Source organism: Oleisolibacter albus, assembly GCF_003336875.1.
Lineage (GTDB): Bacteria > Pseudomonadota > Alphaproteobacteria > Azospirillales > Azospirillaceae > Niveispirillum > Niveispirillum album.
Map to the genome: position 1 here is coordinate 26,399 of NZ_QGNJ01000009.1, position 13,808 is coordinate 40,206.

The 13,808-nt window shown below is 69.2% G+C and carries 12 protein-coding genes; 5 read left to right on the plus strand and 7 right to left on the minus strand.

What is annotated here, in order from left to right; genetic code table 11:
* The first annotated feature begins 77 nt into the window (after positions 1-77).
* The 3 genes from DK368_RS13370 to DK368_RS13380 all read left to right on the plus strand — a co-directional run bounded on the left by DK368_RS13370 (position 78) and on the right by DK368_RS13380 (position 3,260).
* Positions 78-1,220, plus strand: coding sequence for a TRAP transporter substrate-binding protein (locus tag DK368_RS13370; RefSeq protein ID WP_114394465.1), 1,143 nt, complete (start codon positions 78-80; stop codon positions 1,218-1,220).
* 100 nt (positions 1,221-1,320) lie between these two features.
* Entirely contained in the window at positions 1,321-1,941 is a 621-nt protein-coding gene (locus tag DK368_RS13375) for a TRAP transporter small permease subunit (protein WP_114394466.1), read from the plus strand.
* Positions 1,938-3,260: a TRAP transporter large permease gene (locus DK368_RS13380; RefSeq protein WP_114394467.1), complete on the plus strand. Its 1,323-nt coding sequence runs from the start codon at positions 1,938-1,940 to the stop codon at positions 3,258-3,260. Before DK368_RS13375 ends, DK368_RS13380 begins: the two co-directional genes overlap by 4 nt.
* Positions 3,261-3,263: 3 nt before the next feature.
* On the opposite strand, the gene DK368_RS13385 is transcribed toward DK368_RS13380, so the two are convergent.
* Positions 3,264-3,746, minus strand: coding sequence for a YbaN family protein (locus DK368_RS13385; RefSeq protein WP_240002490.1), 483 nt, complete (start codon positions 3,744-3,746; stop codon positions 3,264-3,266).
* 182 nt (positions 3,747-3,928) lie between these two features.
* Between DK368_RS13385 and DK368_RS13390 the strand changes: the two genes are divergently transcribed.
* Entirely contained in the window at positions 3,929-4,723 is a 795-nt protein-coding gene (locus tag DK368_RS13390) for a hypothetical protein (protein WP_114394468.1), read from the plus strand.
* Positions 4,724-4,757: 34 nt separating this feature from the next.
* Positions 4,758-5,528 carry an NUDIX hydrolase gene (locus tag DK368_RS13395; RefSeq protein WP_114394469.1) on the plus strand — a complete coding sequence of 257 codons (771 nt, stop codon included), beginning with the start codon at positions 4,758-4,760 and terminating at the stop codon, positions 5,526-5,528.
* A gap of 67 nt (positions 5,529-5,595) precedes the next feature.
* Here DK368_RS13395 and lon read toward each other — a convergent pair whose 3' ends face one another.
* From lon to zwf, 6 genes are all read right to left on the minus strand, one after another.
* Entirely contained in the window at positions 5,596-8,037 is a 2,442-nt protein-coding gene (gene lon / locus DK368_RS13400) for an endopeptidase La (protein WP_240002491.1), read from the minus strand.
* A gap of 54 nt (positions 8,038-8,091) precedes the next feature.
* Positions 8,092-8,499, minus strand: a complete 408-nt coding sequence (locus DK368_RS13405; protein ID WP_114394470.1) for an Hsp20/alpha crystallin family protein — start codon at positions 8,497-8,499, stop codon at positions 8,092-8,094.
* Positions 8,500-8,993: 494 nt separating this feature from the next.
* Positions 8,994-9,659 (minus strand): bifunctional 4-hydroxy-2-oxoglutarate aldolase/2-dehydro-3-deoxy-phosphogluconate aldolase, encoded by a 666-nt coding sequence (gene eda, locus DK368_RS13410; protein WP_275668527.1) that lies wholly within the window; start codon positions 9,657-9,659, stop codon positions 8,994-8,996.
* A complete protein-coding gene (edd, locus tag DK368_RS13415; protein WP_114394471.1) occupies positions 9,659-11,494 on the minus strand; it encodes a phosphogluconate dehydratase in 1,836 nt (611 codons plus the stop codon). The genes eda and edd overlap by 1 nt, the downstream gene beginning before the upstream one ends.
* A gap of 79 nt (positions 11,495-11,573) precedes the next feature.
* The gene (gene pgl / locus DK368_RS13420; protein ID WP_162306028.1) at positions 11,574-12,335 is read right to left on the minus strand and encodes a 6-phosphogluconolactonase; all 762 of its coding nucleotides are present in this window, start codon (positions 12,333-12,335) and stop codon (positions 11,574-11,576) included.
* The gene (gene zwf, locus DK368_RS13425; RefSeq protein ID WP_114394473.1) at positions 12,319-13,803 is read right to left on the minus strand and encodes a glucose-6-phosphate dehydrogenase; all 1,485 of its coding nucleotides are present in this window, start codon (positions 13,801-13,803) and stop codon (positions 12,319-12,321) included. Before zwf ends, pgl begins: the two co-directional genes overlap by 17 nt.
* Between the last annotated feature and the right edge of the window lie 5 nt (positions 13,804-13,808).

Sequence of the window (13,808 nt, forward strand, 5' to 3'; positions counted from 1 at the left end):
GCGCCTGCGCGGCCGGACGGAAACGATCGTTGACGGAAACGATCGTTCACGATCACCGATCAGGGAGAAGACGCAGCATGACGCCCGAAATCACGCCCCCCGCCGATATCGTTCCCAATGAAACAAAAACGCCGGCCCGCCGCCGCTTCCTGAAGGCCGCGGCCGGCACCGGTCTGGCCACGGCCGCCATCGCCATGCCGAACGTGGCCCGCGCCCAGACCACGACCCTGCGCTTCCAGAGCACCTGGCCCGCCCGCGACATCTTCCATGAGTTCGCCCAGGACTATGCCGCCACCGTCAACACCCTGTCGGGCGGACGGCTGAAGATCGACCTTCTGCCCTCCGGCGCCGTGGTCGGGGCCTTGCAGCTGCAGGATGCCGTCATCGCCGGCGCCCTGGATGGCGGCCACGGCGTCACCGCCTATTGGTACGGCAAGAATCCCGCCTTCTCCCTGTTCGGCACGCCGCCGGCCTGGGGCTGGAAGGCCAACCACATGCTGGGCTGGATCAAATATGGCGGTGGCCAGGCCCTGTATGACGAGCTGGTGCAGGGCATCCTGAAGCTGGATCTGGTGGGGTTCCTGACCGGCCCCATGCCCAGCCAGCCGCTGGGCTGGTTCAAGAAGGAGATCGACAGCATCGAGGCCATGAAGGGGCTGAAGTACCGCACCGTGGGTCTGGCCGCCGACCTGTACAAGGAGCTGGGCGTGGCCGTGACCATCATGGGGGCCGGCGACATCGTGCCGGCGCTGGACCGCGGGCTACTGGACGGGGCGGAGTTCAACAACCCCTCCTCCGACCGGGCGCTGGGCTTCCAGGACGTGACCAAGGTCTACATGGTCGGCAGCTACCACCAGTCGGCCGAATGTTTCGAGGTGCTCTGGAACCGCACGAAGTTCAACAAGCTGCCGAAGGAGCTGCAGGAGGTGCTGCGCCTGGGTGCCGAGGCGGCCTCCGCCGACATGAGCTGGAAGGCCATGGACCGCTATTCCAAGGACCTGGAGGCGCTGAAACAGGCGGGCGTCAAGGTGGTGAAGACGCCGGACAGCGTGCTGACGGCCCAGTTGCAGGCCTGGGACAAGGTCATCGCCGCCAAGTCCCAGGACCCCTTCTTCAAGAAGGTGCTGGACAGCCAGCGCGCCTGGGCCAGGCGCATCATCGGCTTCGAGCAGGAATACGAGGTGCGCACCGATCTGGCGTTCAAGCACTTCTTCGGCTGAGCGCGCTCCGGTGGTCCGCGCGCCCCGCGGACCACCGGCTGGCCACCGGCACGGGGGCGGAACCGCCCGTGCCGCCCCTCCCCGCTCGCGGAGACGCTGCATGCGCCGTTCCCTGTTCCTGATCGATGCCATCAGCACCGGGGTGGGCAAGGCCTTCTCCTGGTGCATCCTGGGCCTGACCCTGGTGGTCTGCACCGAAGTGTTCATGCGCTATGTGCTGGGATCGCCCACCAGCTGGGCCTACGACACCAGCACCATGCTCTATGGCGCCCTGTTCATGATGTGCGGCGCCTATCTGCTGGCGCGCAACGGCCATGTGCGCGGCGATTTCCTGTACAAGCAATGGCGGCCGCGCACCCAGGCGGCGGTGGATCTGGCCCTGTACCTGCTGTTCTTCTTCCCGGCGGCACTGACGCTGGTCTATTCCGGCTACGGCTTCGCCAAGCTGTCCTGGATGATGAACGAGCACAGCGCCTTCACGCCCGACGGCCCGCCGGTCTATCCGTTCAAGACGCTGATCCCGCTGGCCGGGCTGCTGCTGCTGGTGCAGGGCCTGGCCGAGACGGCGCGCTGTGTGCTGTGCCTGCGCGACGGGCACTGGCCGCCGCGCCGCCATGATGTGGAGGAACTGGAACAGCTGATGCTGCGCCAGCACAGCCCCGGCAGCCCCGACGAGCAGCTGGCGCATGACCATGCCGAGACCTCGGGAGGCCTGCGATGAGCGATCCCGCCGTCGGTATGCTGATGCTGGTGGTGTTCATCTTCACCATCCTGCTGGGCTTCCCCATCGCCTTCACCCTGATCGCCCTGTCGGTGATGTTCGGCTTCTATGCCGTGGGCGACACCATCTTCCCGCTGCTGGTGCAGCGGGCCTATGGGGTGATGGCCAATGACGTGCTGATCTCCGTGCCCCTGTTCCTGTTCATGGGCTACATGATCGAGCGGGCCAACATCCTGGACCGGCTGTTCTATTCCATCCAGCTGGCCCTGCGCCGGGTGCCCGGCTCGCTGGGCGTGGCCACGCTGGCCACCTGCGCCCTGTTCGCCACCGCCACCGGCATTGTCGGCGCCGTGGTGACGCTGATGGGGGTGCTGGCCCTGCCGGCCATGCTGAAGGCCGGCTATGACAAGCGGCTGGCCACCGGGCTGATCGCCGCCGGCGGCTGTCTGGGCATCCTGATCCCGCCCTCGATCATGCTGATCCTCTATGCCGCCATGGCCGGGGAGTCGGTGGTCCGGCTCTATGCCGCGGCCCTGTTTCCGGGGCTGCTGCTGGCCGGACTCTATATCGTCTATGTCATGATCCGGGCCATGCTGCGGCCGCAGGATGCGCCGCCGCTGCCGCCGGAGCACGGGGCCGACATCCCCGCAGGGCGGGTGCTGCTGCTGCTGCTGACCTCGTTCGTGCCGCTGACCGCACTGGTGCTGGCGGTTCTGGGCGCCATCCTGTTCGGGCTGGCCACCCCGCACGAGGCCGCCGGCATCGGCGCCCTGGGTGCCATCCTGCTGGCGGTCGCCTACCGCTCCATGAGCTGGGCCAAGCTGAAGGAGGCGGTGTTCCTGACCGGCCGGGCCACGGCCATGGTCTGCTGGCTGTTCGTGGGCAGCTGGATCTTCGCCTCGGTCTTCTCGCTGCTGGGCGGACACCATGTGGTGGAGGGCTGGTTCCGCAGCATGGACCTCACCGGCTGGCAGTTCCTGCTGCTGACGCAGATCCTGATCTTCCTGCTGGGCTGGCCGCTGGAATGGACGGAGATCATCGTCATCTTCGTGCCGATCTTCCTGCCGCTGCTGGACAGTTTCGGTATCGATCCGGTGTTCTTCGGCGTGCTGGTGGCGCTAAACATCCAGACCAGCTTCCTGACCCCGCCCATGGCCATGTCGGCCTTCTATCTCAAGGGCGTGGCCCCGCCGGGGGTGGAGCTGCGCCACATCTTCAGCGGCATGCTGCCCTTCATGACCATCGTGCTGATCTCGCTGGCCATCCTCTACATCTTCCCGCAGCTGGCCCTGTGGCTGCCCAGCGCCATCTATGGCTGAGCGTCAGCGCGCCTCCGGCTCCGTCGGGGGCGCGCCAGCGGATCGCCGCGGGGCCGGGCGGGTCAGGATGAACAGGCCGGTGGCGCAGAGGGTGAGGCCGACGATCCAGGGCACCATCGGCCGGCTGGCGCTGGTCACATAGACCAGCCCCCAGGAGGCCGCCATCAGGCTGATGGCCATGATCTTGGCCCGGGTGGGAATGGCCCCCTGCTCCCGCCAGTCGCGCAGCAGCGGGCCGAAGCGGGGATGGTTCAACAGCCGCTGCGCCCGCTGCGGGTGGCTGCGCATATAGGCCCAGACGGCGACGAGCAGGAACGGTGTCGTCGGCAGCACCGGCAGCACGGCCCCGGCGATGGCCAGCCCGACGCAGACATAGCCCAGCGCCAGATAGAACCAGCGCCAGCGGCGCGCGGCCAGCGCCGGCGCGGCCGGATGATCGGCGGCCGGCCCGTCCATCGGCGGGGAGGAGGCGGGGTTGCTGTCCATGGCCGCAGTCTGGGGCCGGCGGCGGCCGGGCGCAAGAGCCAGCGAATGATAATCGTTCACGATTGCTGGAAGGGATGTCGCAGCCTCGGGCGGCGGCTTTTCCCGCTGCCGTCCGTCACAGCGGCCCCGCTGCGCCGTCTAACCGGAGGACAGGCCCCCCGGCACCGCAGCGGAGACTCCCCATGGTCAGCACCTATGTCTGTTTCTACGAGATCCTGCCCGACCTCGGCCCCTGCGTGCTGCTGGCACGGCGGAACTTCACGATCGGCCGCATCGCCGGCCAGGAGGTGGCCAACCCCGCCGCCGCCGACCATGCCGGACAGTGGGTGCTGCCCGGCGGTCCGGTGCTGAATGCCGGGGCGGTCCGGACACTGGACCGGCCGGACTTCCTGGCTGTCTGCCTGACCGCGGCGGCCGGCGCCATCGCCGGCGGGCTGGGCGTGGCGCTGGAGGGCGGCTATTTCTTCCAGCCGCCGGCAGCGGACGGTGTCGCCCATCTCATCCCGGAGAACCGGGACTATTGCATCTTCTACCTGCCCACGGTCGGGCTGCTGCCGATGTCGGTGGAGATCAACGACCGGCTGGTGAGCAAGGGGACGCCGGATGCCGGCTACTACGCCACCGGCCTGTTCCCGTTGGCCGACGCCCGGGCCCGGCTGGGGCGGGTGCGCCTGCCCATGACCCTGCGCAACAAGGATGCCGTCGCGCTGATGGGCTTCGGGCCGCCGCAGGTGCAGGCGCTGCGCCAGCACACGCCGGAGCCGCTGCTGCAGCAGTGCCCCGGCCTGGACCCCATCCTGGATGCCCTCAACGACCCGAAACCGGAAAAGCGGCAGCAGAACTATGCGACGGCAACGGAGAAGCTGTGGGCGTCCGCGCCCGGCCTTACCCTCTATTCTTCAATTTATGAAAAGGCTCTGCAGCCTTTCGACCGCTTCACCCAGGCGCTCCTGCACCTGCCCCGCATCGCCCTGTAAGGCACGGCCAACACCCGAGACAGGAGAGCCGACAATGACCAGCGTCTATGCCTGCTTCGCCGAACCCAGCCTGGACGTGCAGCTGAAGGTGCTGCTGGGCCAGAAGAACTTCCTCATCACCCGCGTCGATGGAAAGACGCTGTCCAAGCCGCTCGCCAACAACAATGCCGGCCAGTGGGTACTGCCGGGCGGCCATGTCGAGGAAGACAAGCAGATGGAACCGGAGGCTGAGTTCCTGACGGCCTGCCTGAAGCAGGTGAAGAAGGAGATCCACGAGGAGCTGGGCATCGATCCGGAAGCCGGGGAGTATTTCGAGCCGCCCACACTGGAGTCCACACGCCAGTATTTTCCCGAGGATCGCTCCTTCTGCATTTTCTACATCTATACGGTCGGCATCGGCACGCTCTGCGCCCAGATTAACACCAACATCCAGGCCAACGATGTTGAGGACAATGAACTGAACCAGGTCGCCGTCTTTCCCATCGGTGAAGCCATCGGAAAATTCCGTACCTTCCAGCTGCCCTTTCCGCTGGCGACGTACTTCACCAAAACCCAGGAAATCTTCCCCTATGAGAATGCCGAGATCATCCAGGCCTGCATTCCCGAGAATGTCCGCCGGCAATGTCCGCAGCTGGAACAGATGATCAGCGCCAGGATGGCCGACAATGCGGATGACATGCGGACCTGCGTCACGACGTTGTATAAAAAGAAGGAAACCAACCTGTTCAACTGGATCCGCACCAAGGCCAACGGCCCCTGCGACTGGTTCGTCACCGCCCTCAACAAGGCCCCGCTGATCCCCTGATCCGGCGGCGCCTGGCACCGGACATGCCCCCCTGTCCCGGCGGGTGACCGGGACAGGGGGCGCCCGGCTACTCCGCCGCGGCGGCGTGCCGGCACTGCTGGCCGAGATCCTCGCCCAGGGCGCTGGCGATGGCCTGGTCCACCGTCTCCAGCCAGACGAAGGTCAGCAGCTTGCGCACATCCTCGGGGATGTCGTCATAGTCCCGGCGGTTGCGCGCCGGCAGCATGACGGTCTTGACCCCGGCCAGGGCCGCGGCCGTGACCTTCTCCTTGATGCCGCCCACCGGCAGCACCAGCCCGCGCAGCGAGATCTCGCCGGTCATGGCCGTGTCGTGCCGCACCGGCCGGCCCGTCAGCAGGCTGACCAGGGCGGTGAACATGGCGACACCGGCCGACGGCCCGTCCTTGGGCGTGGCCCCGGCCGGGACATGGACATGGATGTCCTGCTTGTCCAGCTCCTCGGCCCGGATGCCCAGGGCGGCGGCCCGGCTCTTCACCAGGGACAGGGCCGCCTGCACGCTTTCCTTCATCACGTCGCCCAGCTGTCCCGTGAGGATCAGCTTGCCGCTGCCGGGATAGCGGCTGGCCTCGATGAACAGGATGTCGCCGCCCACCGGGGTCCAGGCCAGACCGGTCGCCACGCCCGGCAGGCCGGTGCGCAGCGCCACCTCGTTCTCGAAGCGGCGTCCGCCCAGGATGGGCTGGAGATCGTCCGGCCCGATCTCCACCCGCTCGGCCTCGCCGCTGGCGATGCGCACGGCGATGGTACGCAGCACCGCCGCGATCTGCCGTTCCAACGAGCGCACGCCGGCCTCGCGGGTATAGCCCTGGATGATGGCGCGCAGGGCCTCGTCGCCGAGGCTGGCCTGCCCGGCCGTCAGCCCGTTGGCCTTGAGCTGCCGCTCGACCAGATAGCGCCGGGCGATCTGGAGCTTCTCCTCCTCGGTGTAGCCGGCCAGGCTGATGATCTCCATGCGGTCGCGCAACGGGCCGGGGATGCTGTCCAGCATGTTGGCGGTGGCGATGAACATCACCTTCGACAGGTCGAAGGGCTGGCCCAGATAGGTGTCGCGGAAGGTGCTGTTCTGCTCGGGGTCCAGCACCTCCAGCAGGGCGGCGAACGGGTCGCCGTGGAAGCCCTGGCCCAGCTTGTCCACCTCGTCCAGCATCAGCACGCAGTCGCGGCTGCCGGCCTTCTTCAGGGCCTGGATGATGACGCCGGGCAGCGCCCCCACATAGGTGCGGCGGTGGCCGCGGATCTCGCTCTCGTCATGGACGCCGCCCAGGGCCACGCGCTGGAACTTGCGGCCCGTGGCGCGGGCGATGCTCTGGCCCAGCGAGGTCTTGCCGACGCCGGGCGGACCGACGAAACAGAGGATGGGGCTCTTGCCCTCCGGGTTCAGCTTGCGCACCGCCAGGAACTCCAGGATGCGCTTCTTGATCTTCTCCAGGCCGAAATGCTCGGCATCCAGGACGGTACGCGCCTCCTTGAGGTCGATGGGCTGAGCCGTCTCCACGCTCCAGGGCAGCTCGGTCAGCCACTCCAGATAGGTGCGGACCATGGAATATTCGGCCGCGGCCTCGGACATGCGCTCCAGCCGCTTCAGCTCCTTGCGTGCATGGGCCTCCACCTCGGCGGGCATCCCGGCCTTGTCGATGGCCTGGGACAGCTCCTCGATCTCGGCGGCCTTGTCGTCCGCCTCGCCCAGCTCCTTCTGGATGGTGCGCAGCTGCTCGCGCAGCAGATATTCGCGCTGGCGCTTGTCCACGCTCTCCTTGGTCTGCTGGCTGATCTCGCGGGTCAGGCGCATGACCTCGATGCGGCTGTTCAGTTGCTGCGTCACCCGGTCCAGCCGCGTGCGCAGGTCCAGCGTCTCCAGCAGGGCCTGCTTCTCCGCCGGGGCGATGTCCAGATAGGTGGCCACCATGTCGGCCAGCTGGCCGGGCGCGGTCACTGACTGGATGGCGGCCGACAGCTCGGCCGGGGCCTGGGGCAGCAGCCCCACCGCCTCCAGCGCCCGGTCGCGCAGCAGGATGAAGCGGGCCTGGATCTCGGCATCCTGGTCACCGGCCTCGGCCAGCCGCTCGATGCGGGCGACCATGAAGGGCCAGCCCTCCAGCCATTCCTTGACGCGGAAGCGCTGGTCGCCCTGGGCCACCAGATGGTGCGTCCCGTCCGGGGCCGTCAGGTAGCGCAGCAGGTTGGCGGCGGTGCCGACCTCGTACAGGTCCGCGCCGCCCGGCTCCTCCATCTCCTCCTGCCGTTGCAGCAGCAGGCCCAGCGGCTTGCCGCTGCGGGCCGCCTCCTGGGCGGCGGCGATGGAGCGCTTGCGGCCGATGGCGACGGGCAGCACCACGCCGGGGAACAGCACGATGTTGCGGGCCGGCAGCACGATGATGGCATCGTCCGGCAGCGGGGCGAATTTCGTCTCCGGCCCCGCCGATGCGGCCGGGGACGCCATGTCGGCCGCCATCTGGGCTGCCATCTCTGCCGCCATCTGGGCCGCCATCTGGGCCGTCCTCCGGACCGGTGTCTGATTCTGTGTGGTGTCCATGATCCCACCTCAACCCTTGTGCAGCACGACCAGCAGGCAGCCATCGGTGAATTCGCGATGGCCGATGCCCGCCACCGTCGGCGGCAGATCGATGCGGCGCTCGAAGCGCCCATAGGGAAGTTCAAGCCGGTGGACCAGCGCCTCCTCGCCCTGGGCCACGGGGAAGGAGCGCTCGCCGCCGATCACCAGGGTGCGGCCGTCCAGCAGCACCTGGAGCTGATCGCCGCGCACGCCCGGCAGGGCGACGCAGATGCGGTACTCGCCCGCGGTCTCGAACACATCGACGGGGGGTTCCCAGCTCGGCCGGCTGTGGCCGGCGGCGGGGCGGAAGGTCTGGTGGCGGTGCTGGCGCTCGACCTGGTCGAGCAGCTCAACCGCCTGGGCCCACATGAAGATGCGGGGGTCGCGGTGGGACATCAATGGCTTCCTTGGCAACGGAACACCGGCCGGGGTCCCTCCCCTCAACAGGCGAAGGGGCTCCGGCGTGACAGGGTGGATGTGGGGCGTCGGCCCGCCCTTGTGAAGGGGGCGGCGGCGGGCGGCGGTGATCTGGCCGCACCCCTCCCGCGTCGTGCCCGCCTGCGCAGGCACCCAGGACCCAGAGGGCGACGCCTGGAAGCGCGTTCATGCCGTGGTGGAGGGGGGGCGAAGGCCGGTGGGCGGTGCCCGATCCGGGGCCTGCCGGTGCAGGCATGGCCCCCCGGTCCCCGCCGGCGCGGGGACGATTTCGCGCGACGCGATTGGGGATATGTCGCCGGACCCGGGTCCCCGCCGGCGCGGGGACAATTGTTGCCCCTGCTGGTTAGGAACCAGCGGGTCCCCGCCTGCGCGGGGACAATGCGAAAGGATGCGGGGACGGCGCGGGTGGGGCCGGAATGGAGCGGCGGGGCCTGCGGTGCAGGCCCGCCCCCTCAGCGCAGGGCGGCGGCCTTGCGGGCCAGGGCTTCGACAGCAGCCCAGTCACCGGCCTTGACCAGGGATTTGGGCGTCAGCCAGCTGCCGCCGACACAGACCACGTTCGGCAGGGCCAGGAACTCCGGCGCATTCTCCGGCGTGATGCCGCCGGTGGGGCAGAAGCGGATCGACGACAGCGGGCCGGCCACCGCCTTCAGCATGGCCGTGCCGCCCACCACCGTGGCCGGGAACAGCTTCTGGTGACGGATGCCGCGGGCCAGCAGCGCCATCATCTCCGCCGGGGTGGCCCCGCCGGGCAGGAAGGGCAGGCCGCTGTCCAGCAGCGTGTCCATCAGCGCGGGATAGGCCCCGGGGGTGACGGCGAAGCGGGCGCCGGCGGCCTTGACCCGCTCCACCTGGGACGGATCGACCACGGTGCCGGCCCCGACCACGGCGCCGGGCACGGCGGCCATGGCGGCGATGGCCTCCAGGGCGGCGTCGGAGCGCAGGGTCACTTCCAGTACCGGCAGCCCGCCCGCGACCAGGGCGCGGGCCATGGGCACGGCGTCTTCGACCCGGTCGATGGTGATGACCGGGATCACAGGGGCAAGGGCACAGATGCGGCCGATCTCGGCCTGCATGGCGGCACTATCGGACAGGACGGTCTTCAGGGCGATGGACATCAGAGGCTCCCCGGCAGGCTGAAGCTGCTGGCGCCCTGTTCGGCGCCGGATACGGCCGCGCGGAAGGCGGCGAAGAGGTTGCGGCCCGTGCCCCAGCCATTGGCGCTGAGGTCGGGGTGCTGGACCGGGCGGGCCTGGAACCCGGCCGCGTCCACCAGCACGTCGAGCGTGCCGGCTTCGGCGTCGAGGCGGATCAGATCGCCGTCACGCACCCGGGCCAGCGGCCCGTCGGCCAGGCATTCGGGCGTGACATGGATGGCGGCCGGCACCTTGCCGCTGGCCCCGGACATGCGGCCGTCGGTGACCAGGGCCACATGGAAGCCCTTGTCCTGGAGCACGCCCAGCGACGGCGTCAGCTTGTGCAGCTCGGGCATGCCATTGGCCCGCGGCCCCTGGTAGCGCACCACCACCACCACGTCGCGGTTCAGCTGCCCGGCCTTGAAGGCGGCCAGCATGTCCTCCTGGCTGTGGAACACGGCGGCCGGCGCCTCCACCACCCGGTGCTGCGGCTGCACCGCCGACACCTTGATGACGGAGCGGCCCAGATTGCCGGTCAAGAGACGCAGGCCGCCCGTGCTGTCGAAGGGCGCGTCCACGCCGCGCAGCACGGCGGTATCGGCGCTGACGGTGGGGACCGGGCGCCAGGTGGCGCGGCCCTGCCCGTCCAGCACGGCTTCGGCACGATAGGCCTCCAGCCCGCCGGGTCCGGCCACGGTCTTGACATCGCCATGCAGCAGCCCGGCATCCAGCAGCGCGCCGATCATGACCTGCAGGCCGCCGGCGGCATGGAAATGGTTCACGTCGGCCGACCCGTTGGGATAGACGCGGGCCAGCAGCGGCACGGCCTGGCTGAGATCGCTGAAATCCTGCCAGTCGATGCTGATGCCGGCGGCGGCGGCCATGGCCACCAGATGGATGGTGTGGTTGGTGGAACCGCCGGTGGCCAGCAGGCCGACCATGGCGTTCACGACAGCCTTCTCGTCCACCACCTCGGCGATGGGGGTGTATTCGTCGCCCAGCGCGGTGATGCGGACGGCCCGCTCGGCCGCGGCCACGGTCAGCGCATCGCGCAGCGGCGTGTTGGGGTTGATGAAGGAGGCGCCGGGCAGGTGCAGCCCCATGATCTCCATCATCATCTGGTTGGAATTGGCCGTGCCGTAGAAGGTGCAGGTGCCGGGGCCGTGATAGCTCTGCGACTCCGCCTCCAGCAGTTCGGCGCGGCCGACCTTGCCCTCAGCATAGAGCTGGCGGATGCGCGACTTCTCGGCATTGGGCAGGCCCGAGGTCATGGGGCCGGCCGGAACGAAGATGGCCGGCAGATGCCCGAAGGACAGGGCGCCGATCAGCAGGCCCGGCACGATCTTGTCGCAGACACCGAGATAGAGGGCGGCGTCGAACATGTTGTGCGACAGGGCCACCGCCGTCGACATGGCGATGACATCGCGGGAGAACAGCGACAGTTCCATGCCCGTCTGGCCCTGGGTGACACCGTCGCACATGGCGGGCACGCCGCCGGCGAACTGGGCCACGGCCCCGGCGGCACGGGCCGCCTCCTTGATCAGGGCGGGGAAGCGCTCCAGCGGCTGGTGGGCCGAGAGCATGTCGTTGTAGGCGGAGACGATGGCGATGTTGGCCTCCGCCCCCGTCTTCAGCCGGTCCTTGTCGCTGCCGGCACAGGCGGCGAAACCATGGGCCAGGTTGCCGCAGGCCAGGACGCGGCGGTGCGGCCCCTGCCCGCGGGCGGCCGCGGTCTGCTCCAGATAGCGCGCACGGCCGGCGGCGCTGCGCGCGATGATCCGGTCGGTCACGCGGCGGATGGTGTCATGGGTGGGCATGGTGTCCCCTCCTTGGCCAATGGAAAAGATGGGGCGGATGGGAAGCGGGCGGCGCTGTCGTCGGTGCGGACGCCCCGGCTCAGGGCGTCCACCAGACGGTCAGGGGGACCCGGGTCTGCCGCAGCACGGCCCGCACCGGCATCTCCTCCACCGGTCCGGGCTGCAAGGCCTGTTCCAGCACCCGGCGCTTGGCGGCACCGGTGATCAGCAGCACGATCTCCCGCGCCTCCAGCAGGGTCGGCAGCGTCATGGAGATGCGGGCCGGGCCGGGAATGGCCGGCACCACGGCGGCGACGCTGCGCCCGGTCACCGGCGCCAGCCCTTCGGCCAGCCCCTGTCCGCCCGGGAACAGGCTGGCGGTGTGGCCATCCTCGCCCATGCCCAGCAGCAGCAGGTCGAAGGGACGGTCCAGATCCAGCAGGCGGCGGTTGGTCTCCGGCACACCGGCGGCGGGACAATCGCCGCCGCTCTTCAGCCCCACCAGCGTGGCCCCGGCGGCCAGGGCCGGGGCCAGGGTCCGCCGCAGCATGGCTTCATTGCTGGCGGCATCGTCCACGGGGACCCAGCGCTCGTCGGACAGGGTCAGGGTAACCCGCGGCCAGGGCACATCGGCACGGAGACCGAGCCGCTCGAACGCCCGGACGGGGGAGCTGCCGCCGGACAGGACCAGGGTGCCCCGGCCACGGGATTGCACGGCCGCCCGGGCGATGGCGGCCAGATGGTCGGCCAACGCCTCCGCCAGCGCGGCGGCATCGGAAAAGCTGCGCCAGGAGCCGGACGGGAGGCCGGACGGCGCCCCCGCCGGTGCGCCGGCGGCGGCGGTCTCATTCGTCGCCATCATGCCACCTCCGTCCATCGCGGGCCAGGAGCAGGGCCGAGCTGATCGGACCCCAGCTGCCGGCGGCATAGGGTTCGGGCCGCATGTCCAGCTGGTCCCAGCCGGTCTGGATGGTGTCGATCCAGGACCAGGCGGCGTCGACCTCGTCCCGGCGCATGAACAGCGAGGGGTTGCCGCGCACCACATCCATCAGCAGACGCTCATAGGCGTCGGGCGAGCGGTCCTTGAAGGTCTCGGCATAGGACAGGTTCAGCGGCACCGAGCGCAGACGCAGGCCCCCCGGCCCCGGCACCTTGGTCATGATCGACAGCTTCACCCCCTCATCCGGCTGCAGGCGGATGATCAGCCGGTTGGCCAGCACCTCGCCGGCATCGCGGCCGAAGACGTTGTGGGGGATCGACTTGAACTGGATGACGATCTCGGAGCCGCGGGTCGGCATGCGCTTGCCGGTGCGCAGATAGAAGGGCACCCCGCCCCAGCGCCAATTGTCCACCTCGGCCCGGATGGCCACCAGCGTCTCGGTGTTGGATCGGCGGCCGTTCAGCTCCTGGATGTAGCCCGGCACCGGCTTGCCGTTGATGGCGCCGGCCGTGTACTGGCCGCGCACGGTGTTGCGCTTGATCTCCGCCAGCTCGATCGGGCGCAGGGCGCGCAGGACCTTGATCTTCTCGTTGCGGATCTGGTCCTCGTTGAGGCTGCCCGGCGGCTCCATGGCCATCAGGCAGAGCAGCTGGACGAAGTGGTTCTGCACCATGTCGCGCAGCGCGCCGGCCCGGTCGTAATAATCGCCGCGCCCTTCCACGCCCACCGTCTCGGCCACGGTGATCTGCACATGATCGACCCAGCCGGAATTCCACAGCGGCTCGAACAGGGCGTTGCCGAAGCGGAGAACCATCAGATTCTGCACCGACTCCTTGCCCAGATAATGGTCGATGCGGAAGATCCGCTCTTCCGGGAAGACGGCGCCGACCTCGTCATTGACCGCCTTGGCCGAGGCGCGGTCGTGGCCGATGGGCTTTTCCAGCACCACGCGGCTGGTGTCGGTCAGCACGCCGGCATCGCGGATGCTGCGGCAGATGGCCCCGAACAGGGCCGGCGAGGTGGCGAGATAGAACACCCGCACCTTGCCCGGCGTCTGGTCCAGGCAGGCGTTCAGCGCGGCCCAGCCTTCCGAGGCCGGCTGGGTGGCATCGACGGCGGCATAGTCGATGCGGCGCAGGAAACGGTCGATCACTGCCGGCTGGCGTTCCGCCGCCGGGATATAGCGCTCCAGCGCTTCGATGATCTGCTGGCGGAACTGGTCCGCCGACTGCTCCGTGCGGGACACGCCGATGATGCGGCTGTCCTCCGTCATCTGGCCGTCGGCTTCCCGGTAGTACAGGGCGGGCATCAGCTTGCGCAGGGCCAGATCGCCCGTGCCACCGAAGACGACGAAATCGAAGGGTTGTACCTGCTGCATGCGCTCACCCATGAGCT